The organism is Desulfitobacterium chlororespirans DSM 11544 (genome assembly GCF_900143285.1).
Taxonomy (GTDB): Bacteria; Bacillota; Desulfitobacteriia; order Desulfitobacteriales; family Desulfitobacteriaceae; genus Desulfitobacterium; species Desulfitobacterium chlororespirans.
The window spans coordinates 261,362-281,511 of record NZ_FRDN01000005.1; the positions used below are offsets into that span (position 1 = coordinate 261,362).

Annotated in this window: 19 protein-coding genes; 17 read left to right on the forward strand and 2 right to left on the reverse strand. The window is 48.4% G+C overall.

Going from position 1 to position 20,150, the window contains the following annotated elements; genetic code table 11:
- Positions 1-18: 18 nt before the first annotated feature.
- From BUA14_RS07135 to BUA14_RS07150, 4 genes are all read left to right on the forward strand, one after another.
- On the forward strand, positions 19-1,017 hold the full coding sequence (locus BUA14_RS07135) for an ABC transporter permease (protein WP_072771962.1): 999 nt from the start codon (positions 19-21) through the stop codon (positions 1,015-1,017).
- Positions 1,010-1,870, forward strand: a complete 861-nt coding sequence (locus BUA14_RS07140) for an ABC transporter permease (protein ID WP_072771963.1) — start codon at positions 1,010-1,012, stop codon at positions 1,868-1,870. Before BUA14_RS07135 ends, BUA14_RS07140 begins: the two co-directional genes overlap by 8 nt.
- 144 nt (positions 1,871-2,014) lie before the next feature.
- Positions 2,015-2,884 carry an oligopeptide/dipeptide ABC transporter ATP-binding protein gene (locus BUA14_RS07145; RefSeq protein WP_178371652.1) on the forward strand — a complete coding sequence of 290 codons (870 nt, stop codon included), beginning with the start codon at positions 2,015-2,017 and terminating at the stop codon, positions 2,882-2,884.
- A complete protein-coding gene (locus BUA14_RS07150; protein ID WP_072771965.1) occupies positions 2,874-3,476 on the forward strand; it encodes an ABC transporter ATP-binding protein in 603 nt (200 codons plus the stop codon). The genes BUA14_RS07145 and BUA14_RS07150 overlap by 11 nt, the downstream gene beginning before the upstream one ends.
- Positions 3,477-3,582: 106 nt before the next feature.
- Here BUA14_RS07150 and BUA14_RS07155 read toward each other — a convergent pair whose 3' ends face one another.
- Together BUA14_RS07155 and BUA14_RS07160 are read right to left on the reverse strand one after the other, a co-directional pair.
- Positions 3,583-4,284, reverse strand: coding sequence for a response regulator transcription factor (locus BUA14_RS07155; RefSeq protein ID WP_072771966.1), 702 nt, complete (start codon positions 4,282-4,284; stop codon positions 3,583-3,585).
- A gap of 17 nt (positions 4,285-4,301) precedes the next feature.
- Positions 4,302-5,981, reverse strand: a complete 1,680-nt coding sequence (locus BUA14_RS07160; RefSeq protein WP_072771967.1) for an ATP-binding protein — start codon at positions 5,979-5,981, stop codon at positions 4,302-4,304.
- Between the two features lie 259 nt (positions 5,982-6,240).
- Between BUA14_RS07160 and BUA14_RS07165 the strand changes: the two genes are divergently transcribed.
- The 13 genes from BUA14_RS07165 to BUA14_RS07225 all read left to right on the forward strand — a co-directional run bounded on the left by BUA14_RS07165 (position 6,241) and on the right by BUA14_RS07225 (position 20,144).
- Positions 6,241-6,939, forward strand: a complete 699-nt coding sequence (locus BUA14_RS07165) for a TorD/DmsD family molecular chaperone (RefSeq protein ID WP_072771968.1) — start codon at positions 6,241-6,243, stop codon at positions 6,937-6,939.
- Between the two features lie 45 nt (positions 6,940-6,984).
- Entirely contained in the window at positions 6,985-9,561 is a 2,577-nt protein-coding gene (locus BUA14_RS07170) for a molybdopterin-dependent oxidoreductase (protein ID WP_072771969.1), read from the forward strand.
- A 17-nt stretch (positions 9,562-9,578) separates the two neighbouring features.
- The gene (locus BUA14_RS07175; protein WP_015943344.1) at positions 9,579-10,154 is read left to right on the forward strand and encodes a 4Fe-4S dicluster domain-containing protein; all 576 of its coding nucleotides are present in this window, start codon (positions 9,579-9,581) and stop codon (positions 10,152-10,154) included.
- 2 nt (positions 10,155-10,156) lie between these two features.
- Positions 10,157-10,987: a dimethyl sulfoxide reductase anchor subunit family protein gene (locus BUA14_RS07180; protein ID WP_072771970.1), complete on the forward strand. Its 831-nt coding sequence runs from the start codon at positions 10,157-10,159 to the stop codon at positions 10,985-10,987.
- A gap of 19 nt (positions 10,988-11,006) precedes the next feature.
- Positions 11,007-13,604, forward strand: a complete 2,598-nt coding sequence (locus tag BUA14_RS07185; RefSeq protein ID WP_072771971.1) for a molybdopterin-dependent oxidoreductase — start codon at positions 11,007-11,009, stop codon at positions 13,602-13,604.
- Positions 13,604-14,182, forward strand: a complete 579-nt coding sequence (locus tag BUA14_RS07190) for a DMSO/selenate family reductase complex B subunit (RefSeq protein ID WP_072771972.1) — start codon at positions 13,604-13,606, stop codon at positions 14,180-14,182. The genes BUA14_RS07185 and BUA14_RS07190 overlap by 1 nt, the downstream gene beginning before the upstream one ends.
- A gap of 2 nt (positions 14,183-14,184) precedes the next feature.
- A complete protein-coding gene (locus BUA14_RS07195; RefSeq protein WP_072771973.1) occupies positions 14,185-15,027 on the forward strand; it encodes a dimethyl sulfoxide reductase anchor subunit family protein in 843 nt (280 codons plus the stop codon).
- A 219-nt stretch (positions 15,028-15,246) separates the two neighbouring features.
- Positions 15,247-16,065, forward strand: a complete 819-nt coding sequence (locus BUA14_RS07200; RefSeq protein ID WP_242954585.1) for a dimethyl sulfoxide reductase anchor subunit family protein — start codon at positions 15,247-15,249, stop codon at positions 16,063-16,065.
- Positions 16,066-16,146: 81 nt separating this feature from the next.
- Positions 16,147-16,653, forward strand: coding sequence for an iron reductase (locus BUA14_RS07205; RefSeq protein ID WP_072771975.1), 507 nt, complete (start codon positions 16,147-16,149; stop codon positions 16,651-16,653).
- 54 nt (positions 16,654-16,707) lie between these two features.
- Positions 16,708-18,390 carry an ATP-binding protein gene (locus BUA14_RS07210; protein ID WP_072771976.1) on the forward strand — a complete coding sequence of 561 codons (1,683 nt, stop codon included), beginning with the start codon at positions 16,708-16,710 and terminating at the stop codon, positions 18,388-18,390.
- A 24-nt stretch (positions 18,391-18,414) separates the two neighbouring features.
- On the forward strand, positions 18,415-19,119 hold the full coding sequence (locus BUA14_RS07215) for a response regulator transcription factor (RefSeq protein ID WP_072771977.1): 705 nt from the start codon (positions 18,415-18,417) through the stop codon (positions 19,117-19,119).
- Positions 19,120-19,310: 191 nt separating this feature from the next.
- Positions 19,311-19,562, forward strand: a complete 252-nt coding sequence (locus BUA14_RS07220) for a chaperone NapD (RefSeq protein ID WP_072771978.1) — start codon at positions 19,311-19,313, stop codon at positions 19,560-19,562.
- A gap of 3 nt (positions 19,563-19,565) precedes the next feature.
- Positions 19,566-20,144, forward strand: a complete 579-nt coding sequence (locus BUA14_RS07225) for a 4Fe-4S dicluster domain-containing protein (protein ID WP_072771979.1) — start codon at positions 19,566-19,568, stop codon at positions 20,142-20,144.
- The last annotated feature ends 6 nt before the right edge of the window (positions 20,145-20,150 follow it).

Here is a 20,150-nt window from a genome sequence, read left to right on the forward strand (position 1 = left end):
AGACTTGAGGAAGCGCAGATGAAACTGAGAAATAAGGTTTTACAGAAGCTAATCGTGCCATCCTTCTTGCGTATGATCACTTTGCTCGTCGCTATGAGTGTGATTGCCTTTGCCTTGGTGATGTCTTCACCGGTTGATCCTATTGATGGGTTCGTAGGTTCAGAGTCCAATGTCTCCCAGGAGCAAAGGGACAATGTAGCCCGTTACTGGGGGCTGGATAAGCCCCCGGCGGAGCGTTTCTTAACTTGGGCGGGGCATGTGCTGCAAGGGGATATGGGGATTTCCAGCACGTATCGCTTGCCGGTCACCCAAGTGATCGGGGAACGGGTGAAAGCATCCTTAGCCTTAATGGGAGTAGCCTGGGTTCTTTCCGGGGTACTGGGCTTTGTCCTGGGCATTCTGGCCGGGGTTAACCGGGGAAGGCTGCTGGATCGCTTTATCAAAACGTTTTGTCTGGCTTTATCTTCAGCTCCGACGTTTTGGATTGGGCTTTTGATCCTGATGGTGTTCGCTGTGAACCTGCAGTGGTTTCCCATTGGCTTAGCGGCTCCCATCGGCAAGATTGCCTCCGAGGTAACGCTCTGGGAGCGGATACATCACCTGATTTTGCCCGCTTTTACACTAAGCATCGTGGGGGTAGCCAATATTGCCCTGCATACCCGGCAGAAAATGATCGATGTTCTGGAATCAGAGTATGTGCTCTTTGCCAGAGCAAGGGGAGAGTCCACCTACAGCATTGTCAAGCGGCACGGCATTCGCAATATTATGCTGCCGGCGATTACCCTGCAGTTTGCCTCTTTCAGTGAATTATTCGGGGGCTCTGTCTTGGCGGAGCAGGTCTTTACCTATCCAGGCCTGGGCAATGCCGTGACTCAGGCAGGACTGCGCGGCGATGTACCCCTGTTTTTGGGAATTGCTTTGTTCAGTGCCGTCTTCGTCTTCACAGGGAATTTGCTGGCCAACCTCATCTATGGTATCGTCGATCCCCATATAAAGGAGGCTAACCCCCATGGATAACTACACAATGACAGCTGAATTGACAAAGAATGGGGGATTCAACCGGCGAACCAAGACCTTTCTGATGTTAGGTTTTTGCGCAGCAGTATTGATAGCCATCACAGTTGTGGGAGTGACAATGGGTCCGGAAGCCTATGCGCCGGACTATGGGGCCAAAAAGCTGGCCCCCTCGGCAGCTCATTGGTTTGGCACCGATTATCTGGGACGGGATATGTTTGCCCGGACGATTAAGGGTTTGTCCACCAGCATTCTGGTTGGCCTGTTAGCGGCCACGGTCAGCGCGGTGATCGCTTTAATCCTGGGCATCGTGGCGGCTACAGCCGGTGGCAAAGTGGATCAATGCATTAGCTGGCTTGTGGATTTGTGCATGGGAATTCCCCATATCGTCTTGCTGATGCTGGTATCCTTTATGCTGGGGAGGGGGCTTCAGGGAGTGATTATTGCCGTAGCCGTAACTCACTGGCCTGCTCTAACCCGGGTGGTGCGGGCTGAAGTCCTTCAGATCCGCCATGCCCACTATGTCCAGGCCGCCCAAAAATTAGGCAAGAGCAACTGGACCATTGCCAAAGATCATATTGCCCCCCATGTTTTTCCTCAATTCGTGATCGGACTGATTTTGCTTTTTCCCCACGCCATTCTTCATGAAGCGGCCATTACCTTTTTAGGTTATGGACTGCCTCTCGATATGCCGGCGGTGGGGGTCATACTTTCTGAAGCTATGAAACACCTGGCCACAGGGATGTGGTGGTTGGCGTTCTTCCCGGGCGTGATGCTCTTGCTCATCGTCATGATGTTTGAAGCCATCGGGGAAAGCCTGAGACGGCTGATCGATCCCTATAGCGCTCAAGAATAGGAGGGGATAGGTATGAGTCTTATCCTGGATAAGGTATCCGCTCAAGAATCAAGCAAAGCAAACAACGCTCAGAGCAATCCGGATGCTGTAGAAAATAAAGAATCCCCACTTCTCGAAGTGAATAATCTGTCCGTTAAATTCCGGATGTATGAAAAGGGACTCAGGCAGCGGGAGCTGGAGGTCATAACCCATCTGGATGTCAGCATCCATAAAGGAGAGATTTTAGCGGTCGTCGGCTCCAGCGGTTCAGGCAAGAGTCTGCTGGCCCATGCTATCTTAGGAATTCTCCCTGTCAATGCCACCATGGCCGGTACCTTGAAGTATGAGGGAGAGCTCCTCACCCCCAGACGCCAGAAAAAACTGCGCGGTCATGAGATCGCCCTGGTTCCCCAATCCGTATCCTACCTTGATCCTCTCATGCGGGTTGCTAAGCAGGTCCGCGGTGAGCAAGGGACCCAGGAGCAGCAGCGGAAAGCTTTTGCGCGCTTTGCCCTCCAAGAGGAGGTCGGCCGGAAATTCCCCTTTCAGCTTTCCGGCGGGATGGCCCGCCGGGTCTTGGTTGCCACCGCGGTGCTGGGTGATGCCAAACTGATCATAGCCGATGAGCCTACACCCGGACTCAATCCGGAAATCGCCGAGGAGACCATGCGGATTTTCCGTGAACTGGCCGATCAGGGCTGTGGTGTGATGCTCATTACTCATGATATCGATTTGGCTTTAAAATACGCCGATCGGATTGCCGTCTTCTATGCGGGAACTACAGTAGAGGTCACACCGGTTGAGAATTTCCTGCGGGGTGAAGAGGCCTTGCGTCATCCCTATAGCCGGGCTTTATGGCAGGCTCTTCCTCAAAACGGCTTTCATCCTATTGCCGGTTCCCAACCTTATGCAGGAAGCATCCTCACAGGCTGCCGGTTTGCTCCCCGTTGTGCACAGATCAGCCGGGAATGTGCCGGGGAAGTTCCCATGCGCAGAGTGGGAGATTGCGAAGTGAGGTGTGTCCATGCTTCTTGAGGGGAAAAATATTGGCTTCCGCTATGGCCAGGAGCCTTGGCTGCTTCAGGATATCAATCTTCAGCTTGAAGAAGGGGAGAGGGTCGGACTGATTGGGCCTTCCGGGTGCGGCAAAAGCACCCTGGCCAAAATCCTCTCCGGTTACCTTAAACCAGCCCGGGGGGAAGTATTGCTGGCCGGCAAGCCTTTACCGGCAAAGGGCTATTGTCCGGTTCAACTCATCTATCAGCACCCTGAAAAAGCCCTCAACCCCCGCTGGAAGCTGGGAGCCTCCCTGGCGGAAGGGTGGGAGCCTGATGACCAAACCCTTGAGGAACTGGGGATTGAGAAGGAATGGCTGAAACGCTATCCCAACGAGCTTTCAGGAGGAGAATTGCAGCGCTTCTGTATCGCCCGGGTGCTGGGCCACCCGACCCGCTTTATCCTCGCCGATGAAATAAGCACCATGCTGGACGTGATCACCCAGGCCCAGATTTGGGATGTGTTGCTGAAGATCATCAAAGAGCGCAATATGGGTCTGTTAACCGTCACCCACAACCGCGCTCTTGCTGAAAAGATTTGTACACGTCTTATTCATTTTGAAGAACTCTGAACTGCTCTTTCAGTTGAGGATTGTAAATATTGGGGCCCTCTCAGTTAGAGGGCAATAAAAGACCGAGGCCATGGGTGCCTCGGTTTTCCTTAACCCCTTTTAGTCTTTAACCCGCGAATTTATATCCCACACCCCAGACGGTCAGGATGTATTCCGGACGGCCGGGATCCAGCTCGATCTTTTCCCTGACTTTGCGGATAAACACAGTGATGGTGCCGGAGTCCCCTAAATACTTTTCCCCCCACAGATTATCAAAAAGCTGCTGACGGGTAAAAACCTGGCCCGGGTGATTGGCCATAAAGGAGAGCAGCTCGAACTCCTTGGAGGTGAGGTCCACCTTTTTGCCGCGGACGATCACTTCGAAGGTTTTATTGTTGATCTCTAAATCCTTAAAGACCAAACGATCCTTATCTTCAGCCAAACTCTCATTGGAAAGGCGAAAAGCTCTGCGGAACATGGCTTTCATACGCAAGGCCAGCTCAATGGGGCTGAAGGGCTTGGTCATATAATCGTCAGCCCCCATATTGAAGCCGACACTTTTATCGACGATATCCCCTTTGGCGGAAAGGAGGATGATCGGGACAGCACTTTCCTGACGAATTCTCCGGCACACTTCAAACCCATCTAACTCCGGCAGCATCACATCCAGAATGATCAGATCCGGGTTCTCCTGGGCAAACATTTGTAAAGCCTTTTCCCCGTCGGATGCATAGCAAAAGTCATAGCCTTCTTTTTGGGCAAGATGGGCAACGACTTTGCGGATGCTGTCTTCATCGTCCACTAACATTATTTTAAGTTGCTTTTCCATAGTTTCCCACCGCTCTCTTATTCTAAATTTTGAACAGGAATACCCACGATAAAGCTGCTTCCACCGCCGAATTGGCTTTCTACTTTGATCCACCCCTGATGCAGTTCAACCAATTCTTTGGCCAGAGAGAGTCCTAATCCGGTACCCCCATATTTACGAGAAGCGGAGCCGTCTGCTTGGGTAAATTTTTCGAAAATATATTTTTGATCCTCCTCTTTGATCCCAATACCATTATCACTGACCTGAAGAATGATTTCATTTGTGGCAGAACTGTATTCAACAAGAATCTCAATTCTTCCTCCCGGGTCGGTGAATTTAACCGCATTACCGGCCAGGTTCTCAATGATGCGGCGAATCTTTTCCGGATCTGCCTTGGTTAAGGGGACATGGGAGTCCACATGAACACTCAAATCAATGTCTTTGCTTTTCGCTAAGGGCGTAATTACGCTTTCCACCAAGGCGATGATATCCTGCATATCGACGATTTCCAGATTCAATTGGGCCTTGCCGGCTTCAATTTTTGCCAGATCCAGGATGTTGTTGATCAGCCGGAGCAGGATTTGGCTGTTGGTCTGGATCTCCTCAAGAATATGGAGCTTATTTTCCTCTTTGGGTGGTAAATCCACCAACAGCAATTCGGTAAAGGCAATAATGGAAGTGAGTGGAGTTCGCAGCTCGTGGCTCATGACAGCCAAAAATTCCGATTTATAAATATTGGTCTCGTTAAGGCGCAGGTTCATCTGCTCCAGTTCATACTGATGCTGCTTTAAGATGGAGTTGGCCCTTTCTAATTCATCTGTCCGCTGCTCCACTTTTAATTCCAGGTTGCTGTAGAGGTCCTTCAATTGCTCCGTCATATTTTGAAAATGATTGGTCAGCCTGCGGATTTCACCTCTGGCCCTTAAGTCTTTCAGATTAACATCCCATTGGCCCGCCCCTACCTTGGATACGGCGTGCTCCAATTCCCCAAGGGAACTTGTCACCATTTTGGTTACCAACAGGTAAATACAGGTAATGCATACCAGAATAAGCACAAAGGAGAAGAAAGCATTGCTTCTTTGACTGCCATGCATGTTCTCCAGATAAAGATCCATGGGCATGGTTAAACTCAGGGCTCCCGCAAAATCGCCAATTTGCAAACCTTCTTTAGCATAACCGGAGATATCGATTTCCCCTTTGGGTTCGCCGTGACAATCCAAACAGAATTTATCAATAACCAGAGGAGTCATATAGCGGAAAACAGGTTTGCCGTTCATATCCTCTATGGCCCAATACTCAGTTGTGGCAGGGAATTTTTTGAGATGGATGACCCCCAGAATCTCAAATTCGTCAGGTGCATTCAGGATATTCCGATAATTGACATTGGTAGGTTTTAATTTATAATCTGTTTCCGCGGCCAGCATGGCGCCCACCCCCATGGCCACTGTAGAGCAACTGAGAAATTTATATTCTAAATTGCCGTCAAGGTCATAATTGATTTTACGTTGATTGATAGCCATAAACTCCCAAAGAGCTTTTTGCTGCTGGGTGATAATCTGGGCTTTCTCAAGCATCTCGCGCTCAGCCTGCTTCATCTCCTGATTATAATCCCAAAAGTATTTGGCACCCATAACCATAATAATGACAATCACAGTTGCCAGCATAAAGCTGAAGGTTAAATTATCAGTGGTCCTGATTCTTTTCTTTATGCCGCTCATAGTTCCACACCTTTTGTCGTTCATTAATTCTTGTGAAGACTATCTTGAAATTAAAAAAGATAATGCTCATCATAAAAAATTAGGGTCTACAAAAGTTTATCATATCAGCCGGTGTTTTGTAAGAGCTTAAAGGTAATGTAAATACTGGTTTAAAAATTAGTTTGTGAAAAATAATATGGTGTTAAGATTTTGTTAATATTTACAGGTTGAGAATTAATATTTATGTGATAAACTACACAAAAGAGTAATGAGGTGTTTAATGATGAAAACAGCCCCCAATGATGGTATTGCAATAGTGCTTGCTAATCGTCATTACCTCTATGAATTACTGCAGCACACCTTTGGCAATGAGCCCAGCAGCCCCTTGTTTGATGCTGTCACCAGTGACCACACCCGGGATGCCCTGGGATTATGGCTTGATGATGAAAGTGATTTAAGTGACTATCTGCACTTGTTGGCTGAAGTGAAAGCCGCTCTGGCTAAAGACAGAGAAAAGACACTGGAACGCTTAAAAGGTGAATATACTGCTCTATTTATTGGTCCCAATAAACTGCCTGCCCCTCCCTGGGAATCGGTATACCGCAGTGAGGAGAGAATTATCTTTCAGGAAAGCACCTTAAAAGTGCGCCGGGCTTATCTGGAATATGAATTCCTGCCCTCCAATTACCCCCATGAGGCAGACGATCATCTGGCCATGGAATTGGACTTTATGGCTCATTTGAGCAAGATGACCTTGGAACGCTTCGAGGAAGAAAAGTACCCAGAGGTCATCAGCCTCTTATCCAGTCAAAAGGAGTTCCTGGAGGAGCATCTATTGGCTTGGATTACGGATTTTTCCCGGGAAATTCAAAACGCTAAAACTCATTATTTTTATCCCCAGTTGGCTGTTCTGACCGAGCAGATATTGCAAGTGGACAAGGCTGTTATACAGGAGGTGATGGATTCTCTGGGGAGCTAAGCACTAAAGTATCAAGGTACCAAGTTAAGGAGGTTAAGAAAAGGAATGGTAAATTTATTAGATAAGATTAATGAATTGAATCTAAGCCGCAGAAGCTTTCTTAAAGCCAGCACCGCCGCCGCTGCCGCCCTTTCTTTGGGAGGCTGCGCCAACACTCTGACCACAGCCAGCCCTGATCAGATGGCCAATGTAGAAGGTGAGTGGAGAACTGCAGCTTGTTGGCATAACTGCGGAAGCCGATGTTTAAACAAGGCTTTGGTCGTTGATGGCGTGGTTATCCGTCAAAAGACAGACGATACCCATCAGGACAGCCCTGATTTTCCTCAGCAAAGAGCTTGCCTTCGGGGGCGTTCCCAAAGACAACAGGTCTTTGGTGCCGATCGTTTGAAATACCCCATGCGCAGAAAGAATTGGGCTCCCGGCGGCGGTCAGAAAGAACTGCGCGGCCAGGATGAATGGGTAAAGATTTCTTGGGAGGAAGCCTTTGAGTCCATTGCCGGTGAACTGAAAAGAATCAAAGAAGAGCATGGCAATCGCGCCATCTTTGCCGACGGCGGGGATGCTTCCAAAACACTGGCTCTGTTTGGCGGCTATGTCAGCAATTGGGGCACCACCTCCCGTGGAACCTGGCATGGAACCAATGGCCCTGTGGGCATTGGGCCTTCCGCTGTGGAAGGGATCAATGACCGGATTGATATGAGAAACTGTGAAACCGTGATCATGTTCAGCATGAATCCGGCTTGGAGCTCGGCAGGCAATCCAGCTTATAACTTCATGCAGGTTAAAAAGGCCGGGGCGGAGTTCATTGCCGTAGATCCATACTACAATGATACCTATGCCTTACTGGAAGCGGATTGGATTCCCTCACGCCCTTCCGAAGATACCGCCCTGCTTCTGGGAGTCGCCCATACGCTGATTGTTGAAGATGATCCTGCGACCAATCCCCTGATTGACTGGGAGTACCTGAAGAATAATACCATCGGCTTTGATGCCGACAGCATGCCGGAAGGCGCCGATCCTAAGGATAATTTCAAAGATTATGTCCTGGGAACCTATGACGGCACACCTAAAAATGCCGAGTGGGCCTCTGAACTCTGCGGAGTGGAACCCCAGCGCATTCGTTACCTGGCCAGAGCCATGAGTAAGAACAAGAAAGTGGCCATTATCTTTGGCTGGGCGTCAGCAAGAACTCAGAATGCCGATAGCCTTCCCCAACTGGTGATGACCATCGGAGCCATGACCGGGCACATGGGAAAATCCGGGCATATGTGCGGAGTAAGCTGCCACACCGGTTCCAGCAACGGCGGACCGGGCTTGGTGAGCGCAGGTAAAGATGGGCTGCCGACCGTGGAGAATCCTGTGGACGATAGCCTCAATCATACGGAAATGTGGCGGGCCATCGTTGACGGAAAGTATAATTTTACAGGTCAAATGAAGTGGAAAAAGGGAGAAATGCGCGACATTGACATCCGCGCTATTTACCACGATACCAGTGCCCGGCTGCAAACTGCCGACGGGATGACCAAAGGGATCGAAGCCCACCGTAAGGTGGAGCTGGTGGTAAGTCACGCTCAATTCTTAACCACCAACGCTAAGTATTCAGACTTTGTGCTGCCGCTGACTACAGAATGGGAAAAACTTGGCGGGTTTGTCACCGGCAACCGGGAAATTTTGATTATGTACTCACAAATTACCGAAAAAATGTACGAATGTGAAAGCGATCAATGGATAGCCAAGGAATTGGGAAAACGTTTAGGGGTAGATGTCAGCAAAGCCTTCCCCTTTGACGAAAAACAGCAACTCTTTAATATGATTGCGGGAAGCAAAGTGACCTTGCCCGATGGCAAGACAAAAGCTCCCCTGGTCACCATCACGGCCGCCGATATTGCCGAATGGGGAGTGGAAGGTGAGCCCCAGGAAGGTCAAATCACTCTTAAAGAGTTTAAAGAGCAAGGCCTCTATCAGGTCGAAAGAAAACCGGGAGATAACTACGGCTTCATCGCTTATAAGAAATTCAGAGATGATCCGGCGGCCAATCCGGTAGGCACCGAAAGCGGCAAGATGGAGATTTATTCCCGTGCTCTTGCCCAGAGAATCAACAATATGGGATATAGCAAGATCGAGCCGATTCCCACCTATATTCCACCGGTTGAAGGCTATCAAGCCACTTTCAGTGATTGGAAGAGCAAGGCCAAAGGAGACTATCCTTTCCAAGTGATTAACCCTCACTATCTGCGCCGCTCCCACTCCGTCTTTGATAATGTCCAATGGCTCAGAGAAACCTGGCCTAATCCTGTCTTCATCAATGCTCAGGATGCCAAAGCTAAAGGGATCATGGATGGAGATACCGTCTTGTTAACCAGCCAACATGGCAAGGTCCTGCGCACTGCTTTGGTTACCGAGCGCTTTATGCCGGGTGTCATCGGCTTGCCCCATGGTTCTTGGGTGGACATGGACGAAAAAACCGGTATTGATAAAGGCGGAGCAGACAACATTCTCTGCGGTCCGGTATCTACGGGACAAGGTGCTTCCGGCTGGAATACCTGTATCGTTCAGCTTGAGAAGTATGCTGGAGCTTCATTAATCCTGGATGTAGAAAAACCCCAACGGATCATTTTTTAGAAGGGAGCGTGCAGTAAATGGGTTATTTGGGATTCTATTTTGATATGACGGCCTGTATTGGCTGTAGAACCTGTCAGATTGCCTGCAAAGATAAAAATGATTTGAAAGTAGGCACGATCTTTAGGCAAGCCAGAACCTACGAAGTAGGGGTTTATCCGGCTCCCGGGGCCTACCACTATTCAGGAAGCTGCAACCATTGCGCCCAACCTAAATGTGTGGAAGGATGTCCTACCGGGGCCATGCATGTAGCTGAAGACGGCACAGTTCAGCATGACAGAGGCAAATGTATCGGCTGCCGGTACTGTACCTGGGCTTGCCCCTATGGGGTGCCTCAATTCATCAAAGATTTGGGGAAAGTAGGAAAATGTGACGGTTGCAAGGACTTGCGCGATGAAGGCAAAAACCCCGTCTGTGTGGATGCCTGCCCAATGCGGGCCCTGGAGTGGGGAGATACGGATGAATTGAAGGCCAAACACGGTGACACCACCAGCGAATTGGCAATTCTGCCGGAAGCGTCCAGGACGAAGCCGTCCCTGGTGATCAAGGCGAAAAGAATTGCTGCACAAAAAGACTTCAGGTATAAGGAGGTTTAAGTATGGGTGAAAGCGCTTTACTGATATTTTCCTTTTTCATGCAGGCCTCCATCGGAATTATGTTTTTTATGACCCTTGGCAAGATCCTCCACGCTGATCAAGAATTCAAGAAAGCGGCCTATCTGGCCGCCGGTTTAAGCATCATCGGCGTGATTGCTTCCCTGGCTCACTTAGGGAAACCCCTGGCTGCCCTGAATTCCCTTCTCAATGTAGGAAGTTCCTGGCTGAGCAGAGAAGTCCTGTTTAGTGGCGTATTTATGGGCATCGCCGTGCTTTATGCTCTGGTCCAATATCTCAAGGTGGAAAATCAAGGGATTAAAGCAGCCCTCAGATGGGCTGGCAGCGGGATTGGCTTAATCGCCGTCTTCTCCATGGCGAAACTTTATTCCACAGCCTCGGTTCCCGTTTGGCAGGGGGCCAATACCTTTGCTGATTTTTATGGAACAACCCTTGCCGTCGGCGCCTTGCTTTTCCTGGCCTTAAGTTCTAAAGAATTACAGGGTAAGGATAAAAAGATCCTTGGTTTGATCGTCCTGGCAGCCGTAGTCGTTCAAGCTGCCGTAGCGGTACCCTATGGAATTAACCTGGGTCTTGGCGGGTCGGCCGCCCATGCCAGCGCCGAAATCCTCAATGGCTTGAGTGTAGCGGTTGGCTTAAAATGGCTGCTTGTTCTTGGCGGAGCAGGATTTTTGCTTTGGCCCACCCTTCAGCAGGAGGCGAAGTCAGCCACAGGAATGATTTATCTGGCCGGTATAGCTTTGGTCTGTGGTCAGTTTATTGGCCGGTATATTTTTTACGCTGCTATGGTCGTTACCAACATTGGACTAATTTAAAAGGAGGCTACTCATACTCATGACAAAGTTCTTTGATAAGATCAATGAAATGACAATCAGCCGCAGAAACTTTATTAAAGCCAGTACCGCTGCTGCTGCCAGCTTATCTTTGGTGGGCTGTGGAAATACTCTGACCACGACCAATGCGGGTCAGGCAGCCAATGAAGAAGGAACATGGATTACGGCGGCTTGCTGGCATAACTGCGGCGGACGCTGCCTGAACAAGGCCCTGGTAGTGGACGGCGTCGTTGTCCGTCAAAAAACCGATGACACCCATCCGGACAGCCCCGATTATCCGCAACAAAGGGGCTGCGCCAGAGGGAGATCTCAGCGCCAGCAGATTTTTGGTGCCGATCGCTTAAGATACCCCATGAAACGCAAGAATTGGAACCCAGGGGACGGCGGCAAGAGAGAGCTCCGGGGTAAAGATGAGTGGGTAAGAATTTCCTGGGAAGAAGCCCTGGATCATGTCGCTGCCGAATTAAAGCGTGTCAAAGAAACCTATGGCAATAAAGCCATTCTGGCGAAAGCCACAGGTCCGGCTCTAAATGCTTATGGCGGGGCTATGACCTACTGGGGATGTACTTCGGATGGCGCTTGGCCAAAACCCCAGCAATTTATGAACGGCGGCCGTGCCAAAGGCTCTAATGACCGCTTGGATCTGAGAAACTCCAAACTCATTGTCTTGTGGGGAGCTAATCCCGTATGGAGCAGTGGCGGCAACCCTGCCTATAACTTTAAACAGGCCAAAGAAGCAGGGGCCAAATTCATTATTGTCGATCCACTCTATAACGACACAGCCCAACTCCTTGCCGATCAATGGATTCCGGTAAGACCTGGAACGGATACGGCCTTATTGTTGGGAATGGCCCATTATATGATCACCAATAACCTCCATGATCAGGAATTCCTTGATAAATACTGTGTGGGCTTTGATGCCGAGCATATGCCGGAAGGTGCCGATCCGAAAGAGAACTTTAAGGATTATGTTCTGGGAACCTATGATGGCACACCTAAAACTCCGGAATGGGCTTCCGAGCATTGCGGAACCGATCCGGATCTGATTCGCTCTTTCGCTCATGAAGTAGCTGTTACGAAACCCATGACCTTCACCAGTTCCTCGGCAGCGGCCAGAACCTCCGTAGGGGAACAATTCTGCCAGGCCTTCCTGACCGTGGGCTGGATGACCGGAAATGTGGGAAAACCAGGGGCCAGTGTCTGCTCCAATAACCGTCATAATACCCAAAGCTATGGCGGACCGGCTCTTGTCAAAGCAGGAACTGCCGGTGGCAAATCTCCGGCTAACCCTATCTACAAGGAACCGACCTTCCCCGGACCGGATCCCTTTAAAACTGACTGGCATGGCATCGTTATCGACGAAGCCTGGGACGCTGTAATCAATGGGGAGTACACTGCAGGAGTAAGAGGCAAACAGCCTTGCGATATCCGCATGATTTGGAATATCGGTTCAGGCAATGTGCTCAATCAGAATACCGATATCATGAAAGGAATCGAAGCCTTCCGCAAAGTTGAATTTGTGGTAACATCAGCTCATTTCCTTACCGCCACGGCCCAATATGCAGATATCGTGCTTCCGGCTACCACCGAGTGGGAAAGACTGGGCGGTTTCTTAACGGGTAACCCGGAAATGATCATTTTCTACAGCCAAATCACCCAACCCATGTTTGAGGCTAAGGATGATGATTGGATGTATGCCGAGATCGGCAAGCGGCTGGGCTTGGATCCTGCTGATTTTGATCCCCTTTCCCCTGAGCAGAAGCTGTTCAATATGGTGGCCGGCTGCACTGTGATGAAGGAAGACGGATCAGGCTATGAGAAGCTGGTGACCATTACCGCTGAGGATATCGCCGCCCTGGGAGTGAAAGGAACTCCCCAGGAAGGCCGGATCAGCTATCAAGAATTTAAGGAACAAGGTGTCTATCAGGTGCCCCGTTCCCCTGGAGACCAATACACCTATATTGACTATAAAGACTTCATTGAGGATCCTGATAAGAACCCGCTGGGCACCGAAAGCGGCAAATTCCAAATCCACAGCCAAGGTTTAGCCGATACGATCAATGCTTATGGTTGGAACACCTTAGCTCCTATTCCTAAGTATCAATATGTTACTGAAGGTTATGAAGAGACCTTCTCTGACTTTGAGAAGAAAGAGAAGAGCGGCTATCCGCTTCAGCTCACCACAATCCACTATGCACGCCGCAGCCATTCAACCTTGGATAATATCTCCTGGCTCAGAGAGGCGTTCCAAAACAGACTCTATATTCATCCTGCCGATGCTGCCGCCAGGGGAATCGCTAAAAATGATATCGTGAAAATCAGCAGCCGCCATGGCCAAGTGATCCGTCCTGTGTATATCACGGAGAGAATCATGCCGGGAACCCTTACTTTAGGTCAGGGTGCTTGGGCGGAAGTGGACGACGCAACCGGTATCTGTAAGGCAGGCGCCACCAATGTACTGAATGGAGGACTTCCCACCGGACAAGGGGTGCAGGCATACAACACCTGTAACGTTCAAGTAGAGAAGTATGACAGCAAACTGCAAACCGACTATTTATGGCCAAAACGGATTGTTGCTGCACAAGGGGGGAATAAATAATGTCACAATATGGATTCTACTTTGATATGACCGCTTGTGGCGGATGCAAAACCTGCCAAATCGCTTGTAACGATCGCAATGACCTGAAGCCCGGAACTTTGTTCAGAAGAGTTAAAGGCTTTGAAGGCGGGAAATTCCCCACGCCTTGGATCTACTACCTTTCCATCACCTGCAACCACTGCAAAGAACCTAAATGTGTGGAAGGCTGCCCAACTCAGGCTATGCATAAGCTGGAGAATGGGATTGTCGCCCACGATAAAAGCAAATGCATCGGCTGCCGTTACTGCACTTGGAGCTGTCCTTATGGGGTTCCTCAATTTATCGAAGAAACCGGCCAGGTCAGCAAATGCGATATGTGCCAAAACTTAGTGGAAAAAGGGGAGAACCCTGCCTGCGTTGATGCCTGCACCATGAGAGCTATCAAATGGGGAGAGCTTGACGAGCTGCGGGTTAAATATGGGGCAGATGCCGTAAGTGACTTGCCGGTGCTGCCCAGCTCTTCCAAAACAACCCCCTCCGTTCTGATCAAACCCAAAACTGTTGCACTCAATAAAGAATTTATAGTGAAGGAGGACTGATCATGGGAGGAGAAACAGCGTTATTGATTTTTTCCTTTTGCATGCAGGCCGCAATCGGGATCATGCTTTTCATGACTCTAAGTCATCAGCTGTATAAAGGAAAAGTCTTCAAAGGTGCAGCGGCAACAGCCGCCGGATTAAGTATCATTGGTGTTCTGGCTTCTTTGGCCCATCTGGGCCAACCGTTTCACGCCTTGAATTCCCTGTTCAATCTGGGCAGTTCATGGTTGAGCCGGGAAGTGCTTTTTAGCGGAATGTTCATGGGTGTTGCCGTCCTCTATGCCCTGGTCCAATGGTTTAAAGCGGATGCCTCCGCTTTAAGTGCCGGACTGCGGTGGCTGGGCAGCGGTATCGGTCTGATTGCCGTGTTTTCCATGAGCAAGCTCTATACCACCGCTTCCGTACCGGTCTGGCAGGGAATCAATACTTTTGTGGACTTCTACGCCACAGCCATTGCTGTGGGGGCCCTTTTGTTCCTCGTCGTAAGCATGAAAGAACTGCAAGGTGTCGATAAAAAGATCTTCGGTTATCTGGTTTTGGCTGCGGTGATTATTCAAGCCGCAGTGGCCATTCCTTATGCTATCAACTTAGGCCTGGGGGGACCGGCTGCTCAAGCCAGTGCGGCAATCCTCGGTGGTATGAGTTTGATCATTACAGTGAAATGGATTCTTGTTCTGGGCGGAGCCGTTATTCTGCTCTGGCCTACTCTGCAAAAATCCGCCAAGCCTGAGACCCAATCATCCAGCCTGCTTTACGCTTCCTTAGCCGCCCTGATCTGTGGACAATTTATTGGCCGCTATGTGTTTTATGCAGGGATGGTTGCCTCGACGATTGGGCTGACCTAATCAACGACTCCCCTAATTACCCCGATTAGTACAATACCTTATTTAAATCCTGCTTTCTTCAGTCTTAGAAAGCAGGATTCTTTTTCTATAACACTTTCTTTAGCATTGGCTACAAATATTTCCTAGTTTTTTTGTATATTTCTCTATTGGCAATCATGCTAAACTACTGACATATATACTCTGCAATAAGGCTTATAAACTGGAATGAGGTGGATGAGAATGTATAGTGGTGAATGGTCTTTAATTCTTTTCAGTATTTTGACTCAATGTGCGGTAGGGATCTGGGTCGTTGCCGTAGGGCTGAGAACATTTCTGGCCGGAAAAACAGAACCTGAGATTGTAGCTAAACTAACCCGGCGCCCTCTTTTGGTGGTGGGCCCTCTCATGTGTATCGCCTTAGTGATCTCTATATTTCACCTTGGTTCACCTGCACAGGCTTATGCATCGGTAGCTAATTTGCTCACTTCATGGCTGAGCCGTGAGATTGTCTTCAGTGGGTTATTTTTATTCTTCTGGGTTATCTCGATCGTCTTCTACCGGCGGGAGGCGCCGGGCATGGCTTTAGGATGGCTCACTTCCGCCTTGGGGTTGATTGCCGTATTCAGTATGTCCAGTATCTATTACACGACGCCTATCCCTGCTTGGGCTTCTGCCAATACCTACATTAGTTTTTTCGCCACCATGCTTATTCTGGGAGCCGTCGTCTGTGCCTTATTTATGAAGACAGTCAGGGATTTTCCGAATTATCAGGAGGTAAGAGGTTTACTTTGGAAGCTGTCACTCCTTACCCTGGGAGTATTGCTGGTTCAGCTGGCTTTCTTTCTTTTCAACTCAGAGTCATACTCGTTGCTGCCCCTGCTTTACTGTACATTTTTGTTTGTGGGCGGAATCAACTTTGTGGTGTATAGCTTTCAAAGCTTTAAAAACCCAGGCAAAAGCTTGCGCCCAGTTTTTTATCTCAGTTTAATCCTGCTCTTCAGCGCCCAAATTATCGGACGTTACCTGTTTTACGCCGGTGCCATACCCATCATGGGGTGAAAGCACTTTGGTCAATTTTTTCCACTAACCATCTTTAAACATTCCTGAAAATAGTTTAAGATTTAATAATGAGGTGATTGAGTGCTATTCCTTAACCGCTTTACCAAAACCTATCAAAAGGTGCTTTTTGCTTTAGGCCTGTCCATCGTATTCCTGCTCATCACGGCGGTGACCCGAAGTACTGTTAAACAAGCCGGAGGAATAGCCTGCTTCTTTATCGCAGGCATATTAATTCTGGCGGTGTTTAAGGTTCTCTTCCTGGAATTTGTGGAAGACCCGGATTGGCGACTGAAAGGCAAGAAAGTCATAGAATTTCTGCATACCTGCTTTGGGTGGATTGTTTTTGTCCTGGTGGTCTATCATAGTTTGTACTTCTTGTCTTTAGCTTTTTGGCCGCAAAATGAAATTTCCTCCAATTACTATATCACCGGCGTCCTGGCTTTGATTCCCATGAGTTTGGTTGTGACCTCAGGCTTGGATAAAAACATCATGGCCAGAAGCAAAGAGATCAAATCCTCCTATTTTAACCATATTTTTATGACCATTCTTCTGGCGGTGCTGATCGTTATCCATATCAATTTCCAATAAGCAGAGTTTAAGTTCCTGCATCTGCGTCTATGATTACCTGATAAGTGAGCTGATATGATGAAGGATAGTTTAACACATCGGTTTATGCTGTTCACCACCATTGTGGTGGTATTCATTATGCTCATCAATTTCATCTGGGATTATCACAACCAAAAAGCTCAAGCCACTTTAGAAATGCATGAGAAAGCTCAGGTTATCACAAAGCAGCTCATCGCCACCCGTGAAGTCATCGCGAAGAACCAGAACCGCATTAATTATGATTCCCAAGGAAATTTTGAGTTTAAGCATCTTAATCCGGCAGCAGTTGGCATGCAAATCGGCGATATCTTTGGGCAGCTGACCCATTACTCTATCAAACAGACACGGCTTGACTACCGCTCCGACAGCAATGCTCCGGATGATTATGAAGCCCAGGGATTGCTGAGGTTTAGCTATGAACCCCATCTTGCCGAAATCTGGGGCGAAGATGTAGTGGCAGGAGAGCGGGTTTTTCGCTATATGGTTCCTTTGCATATGAAGGAAGAATGCCTCTCCTGTCATGGCGAACCGATTGGTGATTTGGATATCACCGGGCATTGCAAAGAAGGGTATAAGGTTGAGGATTTAGGCGGAGCCATCAGTCTGATTATGCCTATGGATATTTTCCTGCACGGGATTAAGCTCAATGTATATCGCCATTTGTCCTTTTCACTGCTGCTGATCGGTGTGATTGTGATCTCTATGTACTTGCTTGTCACCCGCCTGGTCACCCGTTCTTTGGGGGAACTGAAGGGTGCCACGGCCCAAGTGGGACAAGGAGATTTTGATATTGACCTGAACCGCATCAGGGCTCAAGGTGAAATAAAAGAACTGGCTCAGCATATTCAAGAGATGGCTGATCAGTTGAAGGATCTCTATCAGAATTTAGAGGCCAAGGTGGAAAAGCGAACCCATCAGCTGAAATTAGCCAATGAAGACTTAAGAATCAAGCAGGATGAATTGGAAGCTGCCAATATTAAACTGAATGAGATCAATACCTATAAGTCGGAGTTTCTGGCCATTATGAGCCATGAATTAAGGACTCCCCTGACCTCAGTCATGGCTTTTACCGATCTTCTTCTCCAGGATCTTCCCAAGGAATTAAAACAAGAGCGGCAGAATCTCAAGTACATTAAAGCCAACAGCCAAAACCTTTTGAAGTTGATCAATAATATCCTTGATCTGGCTAAGCTCGAAGCCGGGCGCCTTGAGTTAAAATTAGAATATGTCGATATGGCTGATGTCATGGGGGCCATTGACAGCGTTATAGCCCCTTTGGCCAAGAAGAAAGGCATTGCCTGGGAAATAAGCCTTGATCCTGAGGTTTCCTTGCTGCGCGCGGATCCGGAGAAACTTCGCCGGGTTATTGAGAATTTGGTCGGGAACGCCATTAAATTCACCCCTCCTGAGGGACGGGTAGAAATTCAGGTGAAAAATGGGCCAAGGGACAATTGGCTCATGATCCGCGTTATTGATACCGGAATTGGCATTCCTCCTGAAGAGCAGGAAGAGATTTTTGAACGGTTTACCCAGATAGACAGCTCCAACTCCAGAAAATATGGAGGTACGGGTCTGGGCTTAGCTTTGGCCAAAGAATTAGTCACGCTTCACAAAGGAGAACTATGGGTCGAGAGCGAAATAAACAAAGGGAGTACTTTTGTGGTACTCTTACCGAAGGATCCCGACAAAGTCGATCCAGGGGGTAATAAAGAAATATAGAGTGAGGCACAAGGAGGAAAAGGGATGAAGCGCACCTATAAGGTTTTGTTGGTCGATGACGAAGAAAGCATCTATAGAGTTGTCGAGCAAGTCCTAAAAAGGGAAGCTTATGAACTGCTTTATGCGGACAATGGCGAAGGGGCTCTGGAGTCCTTTCAAAAAGAAAGTCCGGATTTAGTGATACTTGATGTGATGCTGCCCTTGATTGATGGTTATGAGGTATGCAGAACCATCAGAGAAACAAGCAAGGTCCCCATTCTTATGCTTTCGGCCAAGGGGGAAATTATCGACAAAAGCGTGGGATTTAATCTCGGCGCCGATGACTATCTTGTCAAGCCCTTCAGCCCCGTTGAATTGGGGTTGCGTGTTAAAGCTCTTCTGAGGCGTTCCTTTGACAAAGAGCAGTCCGCTCCCAAAGTAAGAAAAACCACCAAAATAAGTAAAGGGGAGCTGGAAATCAACTGTGAGAGCCATGAGGTCTTTGTGCGCGGCAAGCCTGTTTATTTGACTCCCAAAGAGTTTGAGTTGCTCACGTTTATGGCGGAGCATCCTGATCAGGTCTTTACCCGGGAACAGCTCTTTGCCCATATGTGGGGAGACGAGTATGTCAATGATACCAGCACGATTACCGTATTCATTCGCAAACTGAGAGAGAAAATTGAACGGGATCCGGCCAAGCCCCAATATATCCAAACCGTATGGGGGATCGGGTATAAGTTTTCTGAGTAAAATTTTGCTTAAGTTTTTGTTAAGAATATCACAAGAAAATGTGAAGGTTTTGTTAACGATTTGTGAAGAATTGACTAACCTTCTCGTAAGAAATACTTGCTATATTAAAAGCAAGTATTTTTTTGTGCGAAAATTAGGACATTCTTAATCAAAGAGGTAGGAAAAAGAGAAAAGGGGGCACTGAATATTTTATGGTGATATCAAGTTTAATCGTAAAATGCCTGCCCGGTTTTGAGGAGCCGCTTTTAAGCCGGCTAAACGACCTGGAAAAAGTTTCTGTAGAAGGAGTAATGAATGGGGATATCATTCTGGTCATGGAAAGTGAGTTGGTACATGATGCGGTGGAGATGATCGAAAGCGGGATTGTTTCATTGCCAGGAGTCACTGGAGTCTATCCGGTTTATATAGCTATGGACACGGATTTCCCTGAAGAGGAGGTGTAGATTTTGCTTAAGGGAAATGAACTCATCAGTCGGAGAGACTTCCTGGGCACTGTGGTCAATGACTTTTGCAAGCTGACCATCAATGCGGTTAGGGCTACGGCCCCCAGGAAAAACCTCATAAGACCTCCTGGAGCGATAGAAGAAATCGCTTTTCTGGCCGGCTGTCAACGCTGTGGGAAATGCAGTGAAGCTTGTGAAGATAGGTCTATTCACATAGCCGGACCGGATGAAGGGGTTTTAGTTGGGACTCCTTACCTTGTCCCTGATGAGCAGCCTTGTACATTCTGTCTGCGATGTATTGAAGTGTGTCCAAGCGGAGCTCTTGAGAAACGGGAGTTCAGCCAATCCTATGCACTAGGTGTGGCAAAAATCATTCAGGATAATTGCCTCGCTTATCATGAACAGCTGTGCAGTTCCTGCCTTTATGCTTGTCCGGTGGGAATAAAGGCCATTGAATTAAGAGACTTTCGCTATCCGATTATCCGGACGGAATGCTGCATTGGCTGCGGCCTATGTATCAAGGCATGTATCGCGGAAAATCCTGCAATTACTGTGGTACCATGCTCAACGAAGAAAGAATGATAAGGA